13 protein-coding genes and 1 tRNA gene are annotated in these 19743 nt (G+C 72.9%); 5 read left to right on the top strand and 9 right to left on the bottom strand.

Annotated elements, in window-relative coordinates:
- Positions 1–112: 112 nt before the first annotated feature.
- Together WMF20_RS46760 and WMF20_RS46755 are read right to left on the bottom strand one after the other, a co-directional pair.
- Entirely contained in the window at positions 113–853 is a 741-nt protein-coding gene (locus tag WMF20_RS46760) for a CPBP family glutamic-type intramembrane protease (protein WP_129580304.1), read from the bottom strand.
- Positions 853–2049: a decaprenyl-phosphate phosphoribosyltransferase gene (locus WMF20_RS46755; protein ID WP_437608203.1), complete on the bottom strand. Its 1197-nt coding sequence runs from the start codon at positions 2047–2049 to the stop codon at positions 853–855. Before WMF20_RS46755 ends, WMF20_RS46760 begins: the two co-directional genes overlap by 1 nt.
- Before the next feature lie 311 nt (positions 2050–2360).
- Here WMF20_RS46755 and WMF20_RS46750 point away from each other — a divergent pair, with 311 nt between their 5' ends.
- From WMF20_RS46750 to WMF20_RS46740, 3 genes are read left to right on the top strand one after another with little or no spacing between them, the layout of a single operon-like run.
- Entirely contained in the window at positions 2361–3263 is a 903-nt protein-coding gene (locus WMF20_RS46750) for an AAA family ATPase (RefSeq protein ID WP_237244725.1), read from the top strand.
- Positions 3264–3271: 8 nt separating this feature from the next.
- Positions 3272–4504, top strand: coding sequence for a DUF58 domain-containing protein (locus WMF20_RS46745; RefSeq protein ID WP_437608202.1), 1233 nt, complete (start codon positions 3272–3274; stop codon positions 4502–4504).
- Complete coding sequence (locus WMF20_RS46740) at positions 4501–6675, top strand: transglutaminase TgpA family protein (RefSeq protein WP_437608201.1); 2175 nt, start codon at positions 4501–4503, stop codon at positions 6673–6675. Before WMF20_RS46745 ends, WMF20_RS46740 begins: the two co-directional genes overlap by 4 nt.
- 63 nt (positions 6676–6738) lie before the next feature.
- Here the strand turns inward: WMF20_RS46740 and WMF20_RS46735 are convergent, their stop codons facing one another.
- Positions 6739–8844 (bottom strand): hypothetical protein, encoded by a 2106-nt coding sequence (locus WMF20_RS46735; RefSeq protein ID WP_437608200.1) that lies wholly within the window; start codon positions 8842–8844, stop codon positions 6739–6741.
- A 67-nt stretch (positions 8845–8911) separates the two neighbouring features.
- Here WMF20_RS46735 and aspS point away from each other — a divergent pair, with 67 nt between their 5' ends.
- Complete coding sequence (gene aspS / locus WMF20_RS46730) at positions 8912–10858, top strand: aspartate--tRNA ligase (RefSeq protein WP_437608199.1); 1947 nt, start codon at positions 8912–8914, stop codon at positions 10856–10858.
- 217 nt (positions 10859–11075) lie between these two features.
- Complete coding sequence (locus tag WMF20_RS46725; protein WP_437608198.1) at positions 11076–12431, top strand: DUF4388 domain-containing protein; 1356 nt, start codon at positions 11076–11078, stop codon at positions 12429–12431.
- Between the two features lie 182 nt (positions 12432–12613).
- Here WMF20_RS46725 and WMF20_RS46720 read toward each other — a convergent pair.
- The 6 genes from WMF20_RS46720 to mxcH form a co-directional block, all read right to left on the bottom strand.
- Positions 12614–12700 (bottom strand) — tRNA-Ser (locus WMF20_RS46720).
- 398 nt (positions 12701–13098) lie between these two features.
- Complete coding sequence (locus WMF20_RS46715) at positions 13099–13377, bottom strand: hypothetical protein (protein WP_437608197.1); 279 nt, start codon at positions 13375–13377, stop codon at positions 13099–13101.
- Complete coding sequence (locus tag WMF20_RS46710; protein ID WP_437608196.1) at positions 13370–13717, bottom strand: hypothetical protein; 348 nt, start codon at positions 13715–13717, stop codon at positions 13370–13372. The genes WMF20_RS46715 and WMF20_RS46710 overlap by 8 nt, the downstream gene beginning before the upstream one ends.
- Before the next feature lie 17 nt (positions 13718–13734).
- Positions 13735–15342 (bottom strand): PepSY-associated TM helix domain-containing protein, encoded by a 1608-nt coding sequence (locus WMF20_RS46705; protein WP_437608195.1) that lies wholly within the window; start codon positions 15340–15342, stop codon positions 13735–13737.
- A 50-nt stretch (positions 15343–15392) separates the two neighbouring features.
- Positions 15393–16649 (bottom strand): hypothetical protein, encoded by a 1257-nt coding sequence (locus WMF20_RS46700; protein WP_437608194.1) that lies wholly within the window; start codon positions 16647–16649, stop codon positions 15393–15395.
- Positions 16650–16668: 19 nt separating this feature from the next.
- The gene (gene mxcH / locus WMF20_RS46695) at positions 16669–19371 is read right to left on the bottom strand and encodes a TonB-dependent siderophore myxochelin receptor MxcH (protein ID WP_437608193.1); all 2703 of its coding nucleotides are present in this window, start codon (positions 19369–19371) and stop codon (positions 16669–16671) included.
- Positions 19372–19743 lie beyond the last annotated feature (372 nt).

Here is a 19743-nt window from a genome sequence, read left to right as displayed (position 1 = left end):
GCGGCGCGGCGCGCGGACCGCGGCGGCCCGGTGAAGGACCACCGGCGCGCCCATGACGGGGGCGTGGCACGCGGGGCGCCCTGCCCCGCCCTCGCGGGCTTGGCCTCCGGGCTCAGCGGAGCACGAGGACCCAGACGTCGTAGAGCGCGTGGGTCCAGACCGCCGGCGCGAAGCCGCGGAAGACGTAAATCCCCGTGAGCACAAGCCCGCACACCATGCGGAACACGAACGAGGGGAGGTTCCAGGGGTCGCCCATCGAGCCGACGTAGTGCCAGCCGGAGAAGACGGCCGCGGCCACGACCGCCCACCCGACGAGCAGCACCACCCCCTGGGCCCCTCGGCCGAAGAAGAGCTTGATCCCGAGCGCGCCGAGCCCGTAGAGGCCGACGCGGAACGCGATCTCCTCGTAAAAGCCGGCGCCGAGCGACATCACGACCCCGGTGAAGATGTCGTTCGACGAGACGGGCGGGCCGAGCCGGAGCGATCCGACCACGTATGCGCCGGCGAAGCGCATGAGGATGGCGTAGAGCGCGCCCTCGGTGGCGAGCAGCGCGAAGCGCCGCGTCTTCAGGGCGTGGCCGCGGCCGAGGACGGAGAGGATGATGACGAACGCGGCGCCGACGGCGAACGTGAGGCCCGCGTAGAGCGGGAGGCTGTGCTTCGCGAGCGCGCGGAGCTCGGCGGTGACCGGATCCGCCGCGTTGCGGATGGGGAGGAAGGCGACGCCGAGGTGGTAGAGGACGAAGATCGGCATCGTCAGCGCCAGATCGGTCAGCGCGTCGCTCTTCGCGGTCGGCTTGTCGCCGGGAGGAGCCGCCCCCGGCCGGGCGAGCTCCGGCCCGGCGCCGAGCATCAGGACGGCCTCAGGCGGTACACGATGACCAGCACCTCCGCGGACCACAGGACGAGGTTCAGCACGAAGGGGGTGTCCCGGAGGATCTCCTGGGTGGGGCTCTCGGCCTTCGCGCTGCCGGCCACGAGCTGGAGGAACCGGATCACCCCGAAGAGCGGGTGGATCGTCGTCAGCCAGAGGTGCGGGTTCTGGAAGAAGCGCTGCGTGTCGTGATCGAGCGTGTACGCGAGGTAGGTGCCGATGGTGGCGACGCCGGTCACGGCGAGCGCCGCCGTCAGGGCGCCGGGCGTGTAGGCGTCCAGCGCCGCGCGCTGCTTCGAGGCGTTGGCGCACGCGAGCTCGTGGCGGCGCTTGCCGAAGCCGAGGAAGAGCGCGAGCAGGGCGGTGCAGGCGATCATGAAGCCGGAGAGCGGCGTCTTCGTCGCGAAGCCGCCGGCGAGCACGCGCAGCACGAAGAAGACCGCGATGCAGCCGACGTCGAGGTACGCGATCTTCTTGAGCCGGAACGAGTAGGCGACGTTGAGGACGTAGTAGCTGGCGGCGACCACCGCGAAGAGCGGCGGGCCGAGCAGGCTGGCGCCGAGCGCGATGACCGCGAGGCCGACCGCCATCGCCTTGGCGACCGGGATCGGCACGCGCCCCGAGGCGATCGGCCGGAAGCGCTTGACCGGGTGGACGCGATCGGCCTCGACGTCGACGATGTCGTTCAGGATGTAGACGGCGCCGGCGAGCAGGCAGAAGATCGCGAAGGCCCCGACCGCGCTCATGATGATCGAGGGGTGGGTCAGGTGCTTGGCGAACACCACCGGGGCGAGGACGAAGAGGTTCTTCACCCACTGGTGGGGGCGCATCGCCCGGACCATCCCGCGCACGCGCCAGAGCAGCGTCCCCTTGGGCGAGTCGGGCAGGATGGGCGGCTGCGCGATCAGGCCGCCCGAGGGGGGGCCGCTCTCCGGCGGACGCGAGCTCGGCACGCCGCTCCGCGGCGGCGACGAGGGAGGCTTGCCGGCGGGGACGGAGCTCATCGCGGCGGGTGAGCCGCCCTGCTCGGCCGGCGCAGGGTTGTCCAGCGCGCCGGCGTCCGGGCGAGCATCGGCGCCCGGCGCCTCCTGGGCAGGCAAGGCGGGGGCGCTGTGGCGAAAGAGAGGACCCGAGGCGGTCACGGCGGCCGGAGCATACCCGGGAGCCCTGGTCACGGCCATTCCGCGGCAGGCAAAAGAGCAGGAGCGTGGACGCTCGGGACTGTCGGAACCGAGCGGCGGCGGCAGGCCGAGCGCCCCGGGGCCCTGCCGACGAGCCTGGGAGAACGTGGCGCAACGCACCCGGGCCCGCGGTCCGGCGGCGCGCGTCGCGAATCCGCGTTCGCACCGGCCGCCCCGGCTTGTGGAACGCAAAATGCGCATCCCCGCAGGCTGGCCGTAACCTCGTGCTACCATCGCCCGTGATGACATCAGCGCTCTCGGTCGCGCGTGAAGCTTCGCCACTTCTTCTGAAGCTTCGCTCTGCCGTGGAGCAGGCCCTTGAAGGGAAGCCAGAGGCGGTCGAGCTGGCGCTCATCGCGCTGCTCGCCCGGGGCCATGTCCTCATCGAGGACGTGCCCGGCGTCGGCAAGACGACGCTGGCGCGAGCGCTGGCGAAGGCCGTAGGGGGCGAGCTCCGTCGCGTTCAGTTCACCAGCGATCTCCTGCCGAGCGACGTCCTCGGGGTGAGCGTCTTCGACCAGCGGATCGGGCAGTTCGTGTTCCGCCAGGGGCCGATCTTCGCGAACGTCCTGCTCGCCGACGAGATCAACCGGGCGAGCCCGCGGACCCAGTCGGCGCTGCTCGAGGCGATGAACGAGGGGCAGGTGTCCATCGAGGGGACGGCGACGCCGCTGCCGGAGCCGTTCTTCGTGCTCGCGACCCAGAACCCGCAGGATTTCGCGGGCACCTTTCCGCTGCCGGAGTCGCAGCTCGACCGGTTCATGGTGCGGATCCGGATCGGGTACCCGCCGCCCCAGGTGGAGATGCGGCTGCTCCTCCAGGGCGGCGAGCCCGATCGCGCGCGGAACGTGCCGCAGATCATCGATCCGGCGCAGCTCGTGGCGCTGCAGCGCGAGGTCGATCGCGTCGAGCTCGACTCGTCGCTCGCGACCTACCTGCAGGCGGTGCTCGCGGCCACGCGCTCGAGCCCGACCCTCTCGCTGGGCGCCTCGCCGCGCGCCGGCATGAACCTGGCGCGCGCGGCCCGGGGGCGCGCCGTCCTCTACGGCCGCTCGTACTGTATCGCGGACGACATCCATGACCTCGCGGTCGCCGTGCTGGCGCACCGGGTCCGGCTCTCGGCCCACGCGGAGGGCTACATGCCGACCCGCGACGAGTGCGAGGCCGCGGTGCGCGACCTCGTGGCGCGGGTGCCGGTCCCGCTCTAGAGGGGGCGATGGGCACAGAGGACCGGGAGCGGGGATCTCTCAGCGGCAGCTCCCGCGGCGCCGAGCGCGAAGGCGGCGCGGCGCGCAGCGCCATCCGGCCGAGCCGTCCGAGGCGCGAGCGGCCCCCGATCGAGCAGCGGCCGCTCTTGCCGTCGCGCGGGGAGCAGGCGTCGTCGTGGACGAAGGTCCTGCTGGCGCTGAGGCCGCCCCGGAAGCTCAAGTTCACCCGGGAGGGGAAGTACTACCTCGGGATCACGCTGGGCGTCGGCTTCGCGGCGATCAACACGGGCAACAACCTCCTCTACCTGCTGCTCGGGATGCTGCTGTCGCTGATCGTCGTCTCCGGCGTGATGAGCGACCTGTCGCTCCGACACCTCACCGTGACCCGGCGGCTCCCGGCCCGCGCCCAGGTGGGCCGGGCGCACCTCGTCGAGATCGAGGTCTACAACCACAAGAAGCGCGTGCCGTCGTACGCGATCGAGGTCGAGGACCTGCGCGCAGGCCAGCCGGCCGACAAGCGCTGCTTCTTCCTGAAGATCAGCCCCTCCAGCGCGCAGGTGGCCGCCTACCGGCGGACGCCGGCGAAGCGCGGCCGCGACCGGCACACCGGGTTCCGCATCGCGACCCGCTTCCCCTTCGGGCTGTTCGAGAAATCGCGCGAGGTCGAGGCCGAGGGGGATCTCATCATCTATCCCGCCGTCGATCCGGTGCGGCTCCCGGTCGAGGACGCGGGGCGGCGCGAGGGCGGCGCGAGCCTCAGCGGGCGCGGGGGCGGCGACGAGACGTTCGGGCTGCGGCCGATGCGCGACGGCGACGATCCGCGCGACATCTACTGGAAGAAGAGCACGATGCGCGACCAGCTGGTGCTGCGCGAGCGCACCCGGGAGACGCGGCCCGACGTGCGGATCGTCGTCGACACGGTGCGCCCCGCCGGCGAAGGCGACGGGTTCGCGCAGACCTTCGAGCGCAGGATCCGCGAGGCGGCCTCGCGCGCGGTCGCCCACATCAAGCGCGGCGACGCGGTGGTCGTCGCGACGACGCTGGGCGACCGGGTGCGCGGCGACCGCAACATCGGCTCCGACGCGATCCTCCGGTTCCTGGCGCTGATCGAGGCGGTGGACGAGGGGCGATTGCCGGAGCTCGGCGAAGGGCGCGCCGCCCGGGCGCCCGCGCGGCAGGTCTCCAGCCCTGGCCCCACGAGCGGCGAGCGCCGCACCAGCACGCCGAGGACCGCTTCATGAGATTCGGGATGGTGCATCGGGTCATGACCGACGCGCTCGCGGCGCTCGGCGTCATCGCCCTCGTCGCCAGCGGGCAGTTCAACCGCTACGTGAGCTGGGCCATCCTCATCGGCCTCGCGCTCGCGCTCGTCGTGCGCGAGTCCTGGCAGCGGCACCCGGCGCTCCGCCACCTCGACACCGGCGTCCTCCTGGTCGTCATCGCCGTCCAGGTGGTCCGCATCGTCGCGACCGACGCGAGCGTGCTCGACGTGCTCGTGGAGTTCGCCGCGGCGCTGCAGATCATCCGGCTCGCGACGCGCAAGGGCGCGGCGCACGACCAGCAGGTCATCGTGCTCGCGCTCCTGCACCTCATCGCCGGGACCGTCCTCGGCGGCGGCCTCGGCTACGGGCTGTGCTTCCTCGGCGTGCTCGTCGTCGCGCCCGGCGCCCTCGTGCTCAGCCACCTCAGGCGCGAGGTCGAGGGCAACTACCGGCAGGGGGCGCGCGACCGGACCGGGCTGCCCGTGGATGTGCCGCGCATCCTGCGCTCCAGGCGGGTCGTCGGGCGCTCGTTCCTCGCCGTCACCTGCCTGCTCTCGATCCCGATCTTCGTCTTCACCGCGCTCCTGTTCGTCATCTTCCCGCGCGTCGGCCTCTCGCTGCTCCTCCTGAACCGCGGCCACACGGGGCGGATGATCGGCTTCTCGGGCAAGGTCGACCTGGGCGCGGTCGGCGTGCTGCGCAGCGATCCAAAGCTGGCGATGCGGGTCGAGATCCCCGATCTCCCGGAGCCGCCGCCGCCGCGCCTCACCATGCACCTGCGCGGCACCGCGCTCGACGCGTACGACGGCCGCACCTGGACGCAGAGCGAGACGTTCAAGCGCCCGACGGAGAGCGACGGGGGGCTCGTGCCGATCGAGCGGTACCCGGATCCGTCGGTCGATCCGGTGATGCGCATCGACCTCGAGCCCATCGATCCGCCCGTGATCTTCATCCCGCCGAACGCGACGGGGCTCCGGTTCAAGAGCCGCGGGCAGCTCGGGGTCGACGCGAACACGATGGCCCACCGCGGGCCGGAGGGGGAGTTCCGGTACCAGCCCCTCGACGACCGCGGGCTCGTCTACGACGTCTTCCTGTCGCGGAAGCGGTCGCCGACGTTCCAGCGCCTCCCGGCGGGCGAGCGGCGGCGCTACCTGGAGCTGCCGAAGGATCTGCCGCCGCGCGTCGTCGAGCTCGCGCAGCAATGGACGCAGGGCCTGGAGCGCCCAGCCGACCGAGCGCGGGCGGTCCAGGATCGCCTGCGCTCGGAGTACCGGTACGACCTCGCGTCGCCGTCGGGGGCGGACCCGCAGCCGCTCGATCACTTCCTGTTCGAGTCGAAGCGCGGGCACTGCGAGTTCTACTCGACGGCGATGGCGATCCTGCTGCGCGTGGTGGACGTGCCGACCCGCAACGTGACCGGCTTCGTCGGCGGCACCTACAACCGCTTCGGCCGGTTCTACGCCGTGCGCCAGGGCGACGCCCACTCGTGGGTCGAGGTGTTCCTCGACGGCGAGGGGTGGCAGACGTTCGATCCGACGCCGCCGGCCGACGCGGCGCCGAAGAGCGAGCTGGTCGGGGTCTGGGCGTACCTCCGCGACTTCATCGAGGCGACGAGCCAGCGCTGGGACAGGCACATCGTCGGCTACGACCTGAACCAGCAGGTGAGCCTGCTCCAGACGCTCACGTCGCGCTACCGGAGGTCCGGCTCGAGCGGCGACGTCGCGCTGTCGCGCCCGCGGATCCTCGCCGTCGCCGCCGTCGCGCTCGCGCTGGGCGGCGGCCTGCTCTACTGGCGCTTCCGCCGCGCGCGCCGCGGGCGCGAGGAGTCGCGCGCCGACGGGGGGCGCACCCCGAGCGCGATCCTGGCGACCGCGCTCTACGAGAGCCTGGAGGCCGCCATGCTCGCGCAGGGCGTGCCGCGCCCGCCCAGCATGCCGCCGCTGCGCCACGCCGAGGCGCTGGAGCACGCGGACCACCCGCTGGCGCGCGAGATCCTGCAGCTCACGCAGGTCTACCTGCGCGCCCGCTTCGGCGGGGCGCAGCTCACCGAGGGCGACAGCCGCGACTTCGAGCGACGCGTCAAGGCGCTGCGCTCGGCCGATCGCCGCGCGCTCGCGGCGAGCGACGTCGGGCTCCACGCGTCGCCCTGATCGCGGCCGGGGCGGCGCGCGGCGCGCTCCGCGCAGCGCCGCTCGGCCGCGCGCGCCGCCTGCTCAGCGGCGCCGCACGGGGCGCTTCGCGATGAACGCCTGGCGGATGCCGGTGACGGCGCGGCGGGTCGGGCCGCCGGAGACGAACGGGTCCTGGGCCGCGAGCTCGCCCAGCCGGTCCACGAACGACTGCGCCACGACGCGCTCGCCCAGCAGGCTGACGACGTTCGACTGGCCTCGCATCGTGGACGCGAGGACCGTCGCCGTCGATGTGTCCGGCACCGCGGCGGCCGAGAGCGCCTCCAGCACGCGCTTGATCGGCACGATCGACTGCGCGGTCGCCAGCTTGCGATCCGAGGGGCCGAGCGGCTGCGGGGCGTACTCGAGCCAGATCCCGGCGACGTTCAGGTGGCCGAGGAGCCTCTTCGACCAGCGCGGATCGAGCTCCACGTAGAGGGGCCGGACGTCGGCCAGCGTGGAGAGCGCGAACTCGGTGGGCTCGCCCGCGAGCGCGAGGTCGCGCAGGAGCGGCGCGAGCTTGCGCTCCTCGGCGAGCAGGCTCGCCGCGACGTGGCCGCGATCGAGCAGCGGGATCGGGACCACGAGGACGTCCGGCCGCTCGCCGCGCGTGATCCGCGCCGCCCAGACCCGCCACGCGATCGCCGGCGAGCGCACGAGGATGGCGGAGCTCGGGTCGAGGCTGCCGTACGCCTGGTCGGTCCAGACCTCGGCGGCCGCCTGCTCGCTCCGGTCGGCGGCGAAGCCGGCCTCCTCGCTCGTCAGCGCGACCAGCGTCAGCTGGAAGACGACGAGCAGCACCGCGCCGCTCCGCGAGAACGGCACGCGCGTGTCGAGCAGCGCCCGGACCGCCGCGTGCGCCCCGAGCGCCGAGCCGACGGCGATCGCCGCGACCGCGAGCGACCGCAGCGGGGTGAGCGGATCCGCGGAGAGCACGCCGGCCGCGCGCGCGGGCAGGAGGGTGTCGAGCGCGAGCAGCACGAGGAACGGCGCGACGAGCCACCGCGCGCGCGGGCGCAGGAGCGAGAGCGCGAGGCCGGCCGCGGCGATGAGCAGGGAGACGACGCCGATCTCGCGGCTCCACGCGGCGAGCGCCGTGGTGCGCGCGCTCGCGACGTCGAGGGCGGCGAGGCTCCCCGCCGTGAGCGCGCGGCCGATGTCGGCCCACGCGCGCGGCGCGAGCGGCCGGAGCGCGAGCGGCGCGAGGAGGAGCGCGGCCGTGAGCGCGCCCGCGCCCGCGGCGGCGCCGAGCAGGCGCCGGGGCGGGCCCGCGGCCGCCGCCTCCCCGCCGAGGCCCCGGCGGGCGAGGATCATCGCGAGCGACGCCGCCATCGCCGCGAGGCCGGCGTGAGGGCTCTCGGCGAACGTGGCCCCGAGGACCGCGCCGAGCGCGATCCACGCGCGCCCCGCGTGCCGCGCCTGCTCGGCGCAGATCGACGCGAGCGCGAGGGCGACGAGCGCGCAGCAGGTGGCGAGCATGGCGCCGCCGCCGACCGTCGCCTCCCGCTGCCAGGTCGGCGACAGCGCCGCCGTGAGGACGGCGATCGCCGACAGCGCGGCGGCGAGCCGCGGGCTCGCGTCGCCGCCGGGCGCGGCCTGCGCGGGCCGCGCCGCGGCCGGGATCGCCTCGGCGGCGCCGCCGAGGAGCTTGCGGAGGAGCGAGAGCCCGGGGAGGGGCGCCGGCCGCGCGGACTCCAGGAGGAGCCGGCGGACCATCTCGTAGAGCAGGCGCGACGCGAGCGCGAGCGCGAGCGCCGAGCCGAGGGCGGTGCGGAAGGTGCGCGAGCCCAGCGGGAGCAGGCTCAGCGCCTGTGAGACCGCGGTCGAGAGGCCGCCGCCGACCCCGACCGCGACGAGGCCGAGGTCCCGGACGGCCGTGAGATCCTCTCGCCATTGCCCTGACGAGGCGGCGCGGGCCAGCGAGAGCCCGAAGGGCAGCGCGGCCGACAGGAAGGCGAGCGACCGATCGAGCCAGCAGCGTTTCTCTCCGGAGCTCACCGGCCGGCCATGCCAGATCGGCCGCGGGCGGGCCAAGTTCCGGCGCGTGGCCCGGGCGCGCCCCGGCGGCGGCGCGCGGGCCCGATCCGCCGCCTCGGCGGCGGTGCGCGCCCCGATCCGCGCCCCCGGCGGCGGCGCGCGGGGCGCGATCATCCGGAGAGGCGGTGAGCGGCGACCTGGGCTAGAGTCGCCCCTCCCACGGAAATTCGGAGGTCGGCTCGTGTCCCGTTTCATCGATGAGCTCAAGAGGACGCACCGCTGCGGCGATCTGCGCGAGGCGGACATTGGCAAGGAGGTCGTGCTGTTCGGCTGGGTCGCGCGACGCCGCGATCACGGCGGCTGCATCTTCATCGACCTCCGCGACCGCACCGGCGTGACGCAGATCGTCTTCGATCGCAGCTACCTCGGGGCGATCACGAAATACGGCGTGAAGGCGGAGGAGAAGGACCTCCTCGACGCCCACGCCGCCGCCGAGCGGGCCCGGTCCGAGTGGGTCGTCGGCGTCCGGGGCGTCGTGGTGAGCCGTGAAGGCAACGTGAACGACAAGATCGACACGGGCGCCATCGAGGTCTGGGTCGCCGAGGCGACGATCTTCAACAGGGCCGAGACGCCGCCGTTCGAGATCTCGGACGAGATCGAGACGCGGGAGGAGATCCGCCTCCAGCACCGGTACCTCGACCTGCGCCGGACCCCGCTCCAGCGGACGCTGCGGATGCGCCACGAGATCAACCGGACGACGCGGAACTACCTGTCGGACCAGGGCTGCATCGAGCTCGAGACGCCGTTCCTCGTGAAGTACACGCCGGGCGGCGCGCGCAACTTCCTCGTCCCGTCGCGGATCTCGGCCGGCAAGTTCTACGCGCTCGCCGAGAGCCCGCAGCTCTACAAGCAGCTCTTCATGGTCGCGGGCTTCGACCGGTACTTCCAGATCGTGAAGTGCTTCCGGGACGAGGACCTGCGCATCGACCGGCAGCCGGAGTTCACCCAGATCGACGTCGAGCTGTCGTTCGTGAACCAGGACGACGTCTTCGGGCTGATGGAGGGGCTCGTCTTCGCGGTGTTCAAGGCCGCCCTCGGCAAGGACCTCACCGAGCTCTACCCGACCGGCCGCTTCCCGCGCATGCCGTACGCCGAGTCGATGCGCCGCTTCGGCAACGACAAGCCCGACCTCCGCTTCGGGATCGAGCACACCGACCTCACGGACATCATCATCGAGCACGGCGGCGGCGGGGTGCCGTTCTGGGTCGAGCTCGCCGAGAAGTACCGCTCCGGCAAGCTGCGGCGCGACCTGCCGGCCGAGATCGTGAAGGGGCTCGTGATCCCGGCGAGCGCCAACCTGTCGCGCCAGCAGACCGAGGACCTCGAGCGCGGGCTCCGCGACGTGAAGGGCTTCCGGGGGCTCGCGCGCGCCAAGCTCGCCGAGGACGGCTCCTGGACGCAGTCGCCCCTCACGAAGTCGATCACGCCGGAGCTCCGGCAGAAGCTGAACGAGGTGCTCGGCGCCAAGCCGGGCGACATCCTCTGCTTCCAGTTCGGCAAGGAGGCCGTGGTGCACACCGTCATGGCGAAGCTCCGCGTCGACGTCGCCAAGAAGATGGGGCTCATCCCGGAGTACGGGCATGGCGACCAGTGGCGGTTCCTCTGGGTGACGAACCCACCCCTGTTCGAGTTCGACGAGGACACGGGGCGCTGGGCCGCCGCGCACCACGCGTTCACGCGGCCGATCGACGAGCACGTGCAGCTCCTCGAGAGCGATCCGGCGCGCGTCGAGTGCTACCGTTACGATCTCGTGCTGAACGGGTTCGAGATCGGCGGCGGCTCGATCCGGCTGCACGATCCGGAGGTGCAGGCGCGCGTCTTCAAGACGCTGGGCATCGACGAGAGCGACGCGCGCGACAAGTTCGGGTTCCTCCTGGACGCGCTCCGCAGCGGCGCGCCGCCGCACGGCGGCATCGCGCTCGGCATGGACCGGCTCTCGATGCTGCTCAGCGGCGCGCCGACGCTGCGCGACGTCATCCCGTTCCCGAAGACAAACCAGGGCACGGACCAGATGACCGGCGCGCCCGTGGCCGTCGACGCCGCGCAGCTCGCCGAGCTGCACGTGAAGCCGGTCGCGCCCGCCGACACCCGACCGGGCGCGGCGGGCACCGGCAGCGCCGGCGCCTGATGCCGGACCGGGGGGCGCGCGCGCGATCGCGATCGGACGGCTCGACCGCGGCGCCCCAGCGCTCCAGCGCCGTGGGGCGCCGCCGCCACCGCGCGCGCTGTGCCCTGCCTCGCCGCGCGCGGCCGCGCCCCTCGGCCTTTATGTTTGCAGGCCGCGCACTTCTGGTAGGGTAGGGCCTGTATCCTTCGCCATGGCCTCCCCGGCGCGAGTCCTCGTTGTGGATGACAGCCCGACCATCCTGAAGGTCGTCAGCGCCATCCTCGCTCGCAATGGGTTCGATCCGACGGTGGCGCGCGACGGGCTCGCCGGGATCGAGCTCATCAAGAAGGGGCCGAAGTACGACCTCGTCCTCCTCGACTTCGTGATGCCGAGGATGAACGGCTACGCCTTCTGCCGGGAGCTGCGGTCGAACCCGTCGCACCGCACGGTCCCCGTCGTCCTGATGAGCGCCAAGGGCGACAAGATCCGGGGGCAGTTCGTCCAGCAGACGGGCGCCGTCGACGCGATCACGAAGCCGTTCGACGCGCGGGCGCTGGTCGCGGTGATCGAGGGCGCGCTCGCGAAGACGGCCGAGGGGCGCGCGCGGCCCGTGCCGGAGGGCGCGAAGATGCCCGACGAGGACACGATCGCCGAGAGCGTGCGGCCGAGCCTCCTCGCCCGGAACATGCGCCAGCGCGCCGGGGTCGACTTCGCGCAGCAGCTGGCGACGGTGATGACGCCCGCGATCATGAGCCTGTCGCCCGAGGCGCGGACGAACGAGGCGGCCGTGATGCAGGCGGTCGCCCGCGTGATGACGAGCGAGGTGGTCTCGAAGCTGACCCTGACGCTCCGCGATCTCGACGCGCCCCCGGACGCGAAGGAGGTGATGAGCGGCGACGTCTCGGCGATCCCGCTCGCCGAGATCCTCCAGTTGCTCCAGATGCAGCGGCAGACGGGCGTGCTCCGGGTGACCACGAACCGCGCGTCGGTCACGATCTCCCTCCGCCAGGGGCTCATCGATCTCGTGCAGGCGCGCAACTCGTCGGACGAGTTCAAGCTCGGGCGCTACTTCATCGAGCGCGGGCTCGTGACGCGGGAGCGGCTCGAGGCGCTGCTCCGCGCGAAGGCGCCGCAGACGCTGCTCGGCCAGGTGCTCGTCGAGGCGGGCGTCGCGACGAACGACGATCTCATCGCCGTGCTGGAGCGCCAGTCGAGCGAGCTGATCTACGAGGTGCTGCGCTGGCCGTACGGGCGCTTCTCGTTCACGCGCGAGCCGTTCCGCCCCGAGGTCGAGCAGGCGCGCCTCGGCCTCGCCGTGTCCGCGCTGGTGCTCGAGGGGTTCCGGCGCGTCGACGAGTGGCGGCTCATGGAGGGGACGATCAACTTCGACCAGGTGGTGGTCGTGGATCAGGTCGCCCTCGACGGCGTGGGCTCGGGCAAGCTGACGCGCATCGAGGAGCTCGTGCTCGGCGCGGTCAACGGCTCGCGCACGGTGAACGAGGTGATCAAGGAGAGCGCGGTCGGCTCGTTCGACGCGATCAAGACGATCTACCAGTTCCTGCAGTCGCGCGTGCTGAGGACCAGGGCCGCCTGAGGCGCGCGCCGGCGGCGATCCGCGCGCGGGAAGGCGAAGCCACACGCGCGAGCGCGCGCGCAGCACGCCGGACGCCGCGCATGCGGCATCGGCGCGTGCGCGCGACGTCCGCCGCCGCTACGTTGTCCACACGCGGGGCTCAGGCCGCCTCACCAAGGGCGTAGCGCTGAGCGCGATCGCGGCGGAGAGGGCGGGATTCGAACCCGCGGATCAGTTTCCCGATCGCACGCTTAGCAAGCGTGTGCCTTCAGCCACTCGGCCACCTCTCCTGGTCTCCAGGAGGATCCGCCCGGCCCATGCTCGGCGCAGGGCCCCATGCGGATCTCGAAGCTTCGACAGTAAAAAGAGCGTTGACTCGACAGACGCTCGGCGCGGTCCGTCGAGGGAGCGGCAACATACCAAAGAGGCTGTCGCTGTGCACAGAAGATCGTGCGGGGAAGCGCGGGGAAGGTCGAGGGGCCTCCAGGGGACGGCGGCGAGAGGCAGCGGGCTGGCCGGCTCTACCCTGGAGCTCGGCTCGGGCGGCGAGGGCGATCGCCCCCGCGCGGGGAGGGCGTCACGAAGACACAACTATCGGATTTTCGTTGGCTTTTTATCGCGCCCCACCCGGACCCGTCCCCCCCGGCCGGCGGCGCAGGCGGCCGGGCGGCGGCGCCTTCGTGGAGGGTCACTGCGGCACGCCGTAGGCCAGGGCGAACAGCACCGCGCTGAGCGCCGCGCAGACCGCCCACGCCCGGGCCGCGCTGCGGGCCAGGAAGGTGACGCACATCGCCGCCACCCAGAGCGGCGCCGCGAGCGCGAAGGCGAGGACGCTCCGCGTGTCCCCGGAGAGCGGCGCAAACCGCGCGACGCACGCGCTGGCCAGGACGGCGACCGGGAGCGTGCCGATCAGCGCCGCCAGCGGGCGCAGGGTCGCGCCGAGCCGGGTGAGCCGGCCGCTATCCATGGCACGCTCCTGCGAGCGACAGCGCGACGACCGCGGGAGGACACAGGAGCGCGAGGCCCCACGCGGCGCGCGGCCAGAGGGGCGCGAGCAGGACGAACAGGCTCGCGGCGCAGAGGAGCGCGGCGAAGGGGACGAGGTACGCCGCGGGGCCGGCCTCGATCCGGCGCCACAGCCACACCGACTGCGCGAAGGACACGGCGGCCAGCGACCGGGCCGCGATGCGCCACGCGCGCTTCCCGCGCAGCCAGGGCGCGACGCCGAAGGGAACGCGCTCCGGCCGCGCCGCGTGGAGCAAGGCGAAGGCGAGGTACGCCGAGAGGAGCGACGCGATCTCAACCATGGGAAGCCGACGCGATCTCAACCATGGGAAGCCGTCTGGCCCCTGGCCATGAGCCCCGCCCCGCCGTGGGCCAGCGACGCCGGCGGCTCGTCCTGCGCCGCCTGCGGCGGCGCCATGCGCCTCGAGGCCGCGCGGCGGAGCGCCCAGGCCGAGGCGCAGAGCGCCGCCGCCGCCGCGAGGAGGGCGGCGTCGACCGCGACGACCGCGCCGAGCCTCGGCCCCGCGCCGAAGAGCCCGGCGCCGGACCAGCGCGCCGCGAGCGCGGGGACGGGCAGCAGCAGGAGCCCCGCGAGCCCGATCTGCCGCCACCACAGGCTCGCGCCGTCGCGCGCGGCGAGCGCCCACGCGACGCAGAGCCCGAGCGCAGCGAGGAACGTGAGCTCCTCGGCGGCCATGCGGCCCGCCCAGTCGAGCGGGAGCGCGCGGCTCGCCAGGAAGAGCGCCGCGATCGCGACGAGCGTCCCCGCGCCGAAGCCGACGGTGAGCCGCGCGAGGAGTCGGTTGCCGAGGCTCTCGCGCCGCGCCTCGCGCCGCGCGAGCCAGATCCAGTTGCCGGTGAGGACCGTGGCGCACGTCGCCACGGCGAGCACGAAGAACAGGACGCGGAGGGCGACGCCGCCGAAGTCGGCGAAGTGGAGGCCGTAGATCCAGCGCATCACGCCGCTGCGAGCGCCCTCCGCGCCCGGCACGTCGGCCGAGAGGACCGCGCCGTCGGCCGCCCGCAGGCGCACGAGGCCGCGCCCGAACGGAGCCCCCTCGACCGAGCCGCGGATATCGACGGTGCCGCTGTCGAGGCCGAGATGCCGGACACGGTACCTCTCGGGCACGAACCGGGGCGCGATCGCGCGCGCGCGCGCCGTGAGCTCGTCCAGGGTGAGGCCGCGCGCGGGCGCCCCTCTCGCGGGCTCGTCGACGTACGAGGCCCCCCAGGCCGCCCGGTCCGCCCGGCCGGCGTCCCCGCCGAACACGGGGCCCGTGAACGCCGGCACCAGCACGCCCAGGAACACGATGAACGCGCCAGTGTACGCGTACAGGACCTGGAACGGCAGGCCCATCACGCCGAGCACCTTGTGCATGTCCGACCAGAGGACGCGGGGCTTTGCGTCCGGCCGGAACCGATGGAACTGCCGGACGAGGTCCTTCAGGTGGATGAGCACGCCGGTCGCGAGCGCGAGCAGCAGCGCTACGCACAGGAGACCGGCGACGTAGTACAGCCACACGCCGGTCGCCCGGTGCCAGAGGTAGTGCAGGTCGTAGAGAAAGCTGGAGAGCCCCTCGCGCTCGGGCACGAGCCCCTCGTGGACCCACGACGAGAACCGCTCGCCCTGCGCGTAGTAGCCGAGCCGCGCGGCGCCCAGCCCGTCGGCCGGCGGGTCCAGCCAGAGCTCCTCGGGCGTCGTGCCCGCGGCGGCGAGCCCCTGATCGAGCGTGGCCTGGAGCCCCCCCTGCTCGATGACCGAGCGCCGCTGGGTCAGGGGCTCCTCCCACACCGCGAGCTGCCGCCGGAAGAGCGTGATCCCCCCCGACAGGAACATCACGTAAAGCAGGAGCCCACCGACCACGCCGGCCCAGGCGTGCACGTCCCAGAAGGTCGTGAAGGCATGGCGGGAGAGCTTCTTGGCCATGTCGGGATCTCCTGTCTCGCGTGAGCGCGCGTCCTTTACCGTACCTTCGATTACCGTACCTTCGATACGCCGTGCAGGAATCCCGGCACCGTCATGGCGCGCTTCGGGCCCCCTTCGGCCGTGAGCTCGATGAGCGTGCTCTCGGCGTAGTCGTCCGCCGTCTCGGTCCCGAAGACCCGGCCATCGACCTGGAACCAGAGGACGTCCGAGGTCATCGGGCTCAGCTCGTCGATGCGCGCCGCTTCGCCCGTCGCGGTGTCCCAGCGCCACCACTGCCACACTTTCTGGCTCGTGAGATCCCAGGTCACGCTGTCGGCTTCGATCGTGGCGGCGCCCTCGTCGAACACCCGGAGGAAGACGCTGTCGCCGCCGCCCGGGATGGGCTCGCCCGCGATCGCGCCGTCGGTCAGCTCGCCCAGGGCCATGAGGTAGTCCTTGTCGAAGGCGTCCGCGCCCTTTTGCACGCGCAGCGCGCACGGCTCGGTCGGCAGCCGCTCGAGCCGGTGGGCCGCCCCCGCGAGCGCCGAGCTCACGAAGTAGGCATCGCCCGAGGCCGTCTCGACGGGCTGCGTGATCCCGCCGCAGCGCTCGTCGACGTCGACCCGCACGAGGGTGTCCGTCGTGGTGTCGATCACGACGAGCCCCGTCTCCTCGAGGATCGTGTCGTTCTGCTCCCAGTCGAACCACCCGACCGAGAAGAGGAGGCTGTCGCCGCGCAGGATCGACCCGTAGCTGTACAGCGCCAGGTAGCCTTGACGGGCGGTCTCCGGCAGCTCGATGGTCCCCTCGACCTTCATCGCCGCGGGGTTCAAGACGATGAGCTGCTCGTTGTGGCGATCCGGGTAGTACGCCTTCGTCGGAGAGACGAAGTACAGGGTGGGCCAGAGATCCTGCACGCCGAGGGGCTGCAGGTTGACGCTCGTCCCCTCTTCGAGCGCGCCTCGCTCGTCGAGCGTGTAGCGCGAGATCGTCGGCGCGTCGCCGCCGCCGATGGCGAGCCAGCCGAGGTCCTCGAACCCGTAGAGCTTGGCCGAGCCCGGGACCTCGAGCGCCTCGGACAGGTCGACCTCCGTGCCTTGATCGAGCGACGGGACCGCGTGGAAATAAGCCGTCGTCGCGGTGTCGTCCCAGACGCGTGTCCCCACCACGAACGCCGGCCGGCCCGCGCCGCCGCCGCCGCTCCCGCCCGGGTTCGGCGCATCGTCCGCGCAGCCGCCGCTCCCGAGCGCCATGACCAGGAGCCCGAGCGCGCCGAGCGCGGTGCTCGCGCGCCTCGATGTCAGCGTGCTGTTCCAGATCGTTCTCATGGGTTCTCCTGGCTCTCCATCACATCTCCAGCATTGCCTTGGAAAAGAAGGCCCGTCCGGGCCGCTGGACCCCGTAGAAATCGAAGGCGGGCTCGTCGGTGAGGTTGTGGGCTTCGACGGTGAAGCTCAGGGTGCGCGGCGCGAGGCGCGCGATGTAGGTGAGCGCGAGCGAGTGCAGGAGCTGCGAGGGGACGCGCGCCTTGTCGTCGCGCCGCCCGTTGCGCTCCCAGCCGAGGAAGTACCCGTGCACGTAACGCGTGTCCCAGGTGAGCGCGAGCTCGTCGCGCGGCGCGGCGACCTCGCGGAGCTGCACGCGCGCCGACCCGTTGGCGAAGAGCCAGGGCCGGTTCGGCATCCGCTGCCCCGCATAGCGGCCGAAGGTCCCTTCCTCGGACGTGTTGCGGAAGTCCTCGTAGGTGACGTTGCCGTCGAGGACGACGTGCTCGCCAGGCGACGTCCAGCGAGCCGAGGCCTCGACCCCCAGCGCCCGCGCCGAAAAGACGTTGTCGTACTGGGAGATCTTCCCGTCGCCGAGCAGCACGATGAGGTCCTCGGCCGCGCGGAGGTAGCCGTTCGCCTCGAGCCGCCACGCGCCCGCGGCGGTGCCGGGGGCGTCGATCGTGACACCGAGGTTGCCGTTGTGGCTCGTCTCGGGCGAGAGATCGAGCTTGGCGCGGATCAGCGCCCCGTCGCCGAACACCTCGTCGGGGCGCGGGAGCCGCCTCGCCCACTCGTAAGACGCCTTGGCATAGAGCCACTCGCTGAATCGATAGCGCAGGCCGTCGCCGACGCCGAGGCGATGGGTGTCGCGATCCCGCCGGCGGAAGCGATCGGCGAGCCCCTGGAGGCTCTCCTCCGAGCGCAGGAGCTGCACATACTGCTTGACGAAGAGGACGTTCTCCACGCGGTCGTCGAGCAGGTTGAGCTGGTGCTCGGCGCCGTGGACCCAGTTGACGAGCTCGCGGTCGGCCGTGAGCGGGTCGCGGCCCTCGGGGTTCGCCTGCCTGCGCTCGTCTCCCGTGCGCGTGACGAACATCGGAGAGACGGAGAGCTGCAGCGCGTGCTCAGGGTGGGGCCGAAAGCGGAGGTTCAGCCGTCCATAGCCGCTGTGCTCCCAGAACACCTGATCCCGCGGCTTTGTGTCGTCCTCACCCGGCTTGCCGCCGGGATTGCAGTGACCATACCAGTCGTAGGTGCACTCGCTCACGTCGAGGAAGGTGGCGCGCCCGTACGCGTAGCCGCCGATCGCCTCGAGGGCCACGCCGCGGCCGAGCGGCTGCTCGTACCGGAGCGTCACGCCCGCCGTGGTCTCACCGCTCGTGACCTCGCCGTAAGGCACCTTCATGACGCCGAGCTTGTGCTGATGCTCCTTGTCGTACGCCGTTAGAAAGACGCGCAGGAGCAGCCGCCGCGCCCAGGGCCGGTTCACGAAGCCGAGCTCGACGCCGCCGCCCGCCGCGCGATAGGCGTCGTGAAAGCGGTAGACACGTTCGGGGTGCTCGACGAGGTCGTCGTCCGGCACGTCGACCGTCACGCGATAATCGTTCCGCGCGTAGTCGAGGAAGCCGTTGACGCGGGCGAGGAAGCCGCTCGGCTCGTGCAGGTGCCGCGCCGTGGCGGCGAGTCGATGGGTGTCGAAGGACCCGATCTCGTAGGACGCGGCGCCGTGGGTGCCGCGCACGTCCTGGTCGGTGACCAGGTTGACGGCGCCGCCCAGCGCGTCGGCGCCGAGGCGCACCGGGACCACGCCGCGGTAGATCTCGACGCGGTCGACCAGGTTGACGGGCACGTTCGCGATGCCGAACGGGAACCCGGCGAAATCGAGCGGCACGCCGTCGAGAAAGAAGCGGATCTGGTCGTTCGAGAGGCCGTTGAGCGAGAAGCGCGCCGAGGACCCGAGCCCGCCGCCGCGCCGCACGCCCACGCCCTCGGTGCGGGCGAGGACCTCGCCCATGTCGGCGGTCCTGCGCTTCGCCTGCTCGGTCTCGATGACCTTGATCGCCTGCGCGGACTGCCGGAGGCGCTCGGCCATGGCGGCGCCGCGCACGGTCACCTCGACGGGCGCGGCGTCGGCCGCCGGGGCAGCGCCGGCCACCGGGGCGGGCGCGGCGCCCGCCGCCGGGGCAGCGCCGGTCGCAGGGCCGGGCCCCCGGGTCGGCCCAGGCGTGATCTCGGCGGAGCGCGCGGCCGCAACCCCGGTCGGGGGCCCGGCCGCAACCCCGGTCGGGGGCCCGGCCGCAACCCCGGTCGGGGGCCCGGCCGCAACCCCGGTCGGGGGCGGCTCGGCCGGAGGCTCCGCCGGCGGGCGGAACTCGTACGCGTAGAGGATCCGTGACGCGACCGGCGTGCCGTCCCGGCGCGCCGGCGTGAAGAGGAACCGGAACGCCGCAGCGCGGGCCGCCTCGTCGAAGCCGGGGCCCATCGGCTCCACGACCTCGGCCTCGGTCACGCGCCCCGCCGCGTCGATCCGGAGCTTCAGCACGACCTTGCCCTCGCGTCGCGCCGCCCGCGCCTCCGGCGGAACCTCGGCCTCGGCGCCCTCGACGAGCTGCGGCGGCTCGATCCGCGCCTCCCCGGCGCCCTGCGGCGAGCGCTCTCCCCTCACCGCGCCGGCCGCAGGCGCGCCCGCTCCGCCATCGCCGTCCGCGCGCCCTCGGCCCTCGGGCTCGCCGTCGCCCTGAGCGCGCGCCGGCGCAGGCACGACCGGCAACAGCAAGGTCAACGCGCCCGCAAGCAGGACCCGGAGCGAGCGAGAGCGCCGCGTCACCGCACCCCCCCTCGGCCTGGAGCGCGCGTCGGCGCAGGAACGGAAGGGGAAACCGAGCAGACGGCCATGTCCAGACGACGTCGCTACTCGAGCTGAAAACCAAAATCAATTTCATCTTCACAGAACGGAACCGGCGTTCAGGGCACCATTTTTCTCTTGACTCGCCATGGATCGGTGTTCCATACAACCGCCTCGCTGATCTTGATCATCATTTTCATTTTCAATTGTATACCAACAAGCGCACGCTGCGGGTGCTGACGGCGCCCTGGGGCGCCTCGCGCCCATAGCGCGTTGCGTCATCAGGCTCAGAGCCCGGGCCTGGTGAGC

Origin of the sequence: Sorangium sp. So ce834, from assembly GCF_051521425.1 — a bacterium.
In the GTDB taxonomy this organism is placed as follows: Bacteria; Myxococcota_A; Polyangia; order Polyangiales; family Polyangiaceae; genus Sorangium; species Sorangium cellulosum_D.
Note: the sequence above shows the minus strand (reverse complement) of the source record. Positions and strands in the feature narration are given on the sequence as shown.

Excerpts from the sequence above, each read along its gene's own strand:
- WMF20_RS46760 (WP_129580304.1), bottom strand. The coding sequence starts at position 853 with ATGCTCGGCGCCGGGCCGGAGCTCGCCCGGCCGGGGGCGGCTCCTCCC.
- WMF20_RS46745 (WP_437608202.1), top strand. The coding sequence starts at position 3,272 with ATGGGCACAGAGGACCGGGAGCGGGGATCTCTCAGCGGCAGCTCCCGC.
- WMF20_RS46740 (WP_437608201.1), top strand. The coding sequence starts at position 4,501 with ATGAGATTCGGGATGGTGCATCGGGTCATGACCGACGCGCTCGCGGCG.
- WMF20_RS46735 (WP_437608200.1), bottom strand. The coding sequence starts at position 8,844 with ATGATCGCGCCCCGCGCGCCGCCGCCGGGGGCGCGGATCGGGGCGCGC.
- WMF20_RS46715 (WP_437608197.1), bottom strand. The coding sequence starts at position 13,377 with ATGGATAGCGGCCGGCTCACCCGGCTCGGCGCGACCCTGCGCCCGCTG.
- WMF20_RS46710 (WP_437608196.1), bottom strand. The coding sequence starts at position 13,717 with ATGGTTGAGATCGCGTCGCTCCTCTCGGCGTACCTCGCCTTCGCCTTG.
- WMF20_RS46705 (WP_437608195.1), bottom strand. The coding sequence starts at position 15,342 with ATGGCCAAGAAGCTCTCCCGCCATGCCTTCACGACCTTCTGGGACGTG.
- WMF20_RS46700 (WP_437608194.1), bottom strand. The coding sequence starts at position 16,649 with ATGAGAACGATCTGGAACAGCACGCTGACATCGAGGCGCGCGAGCACC.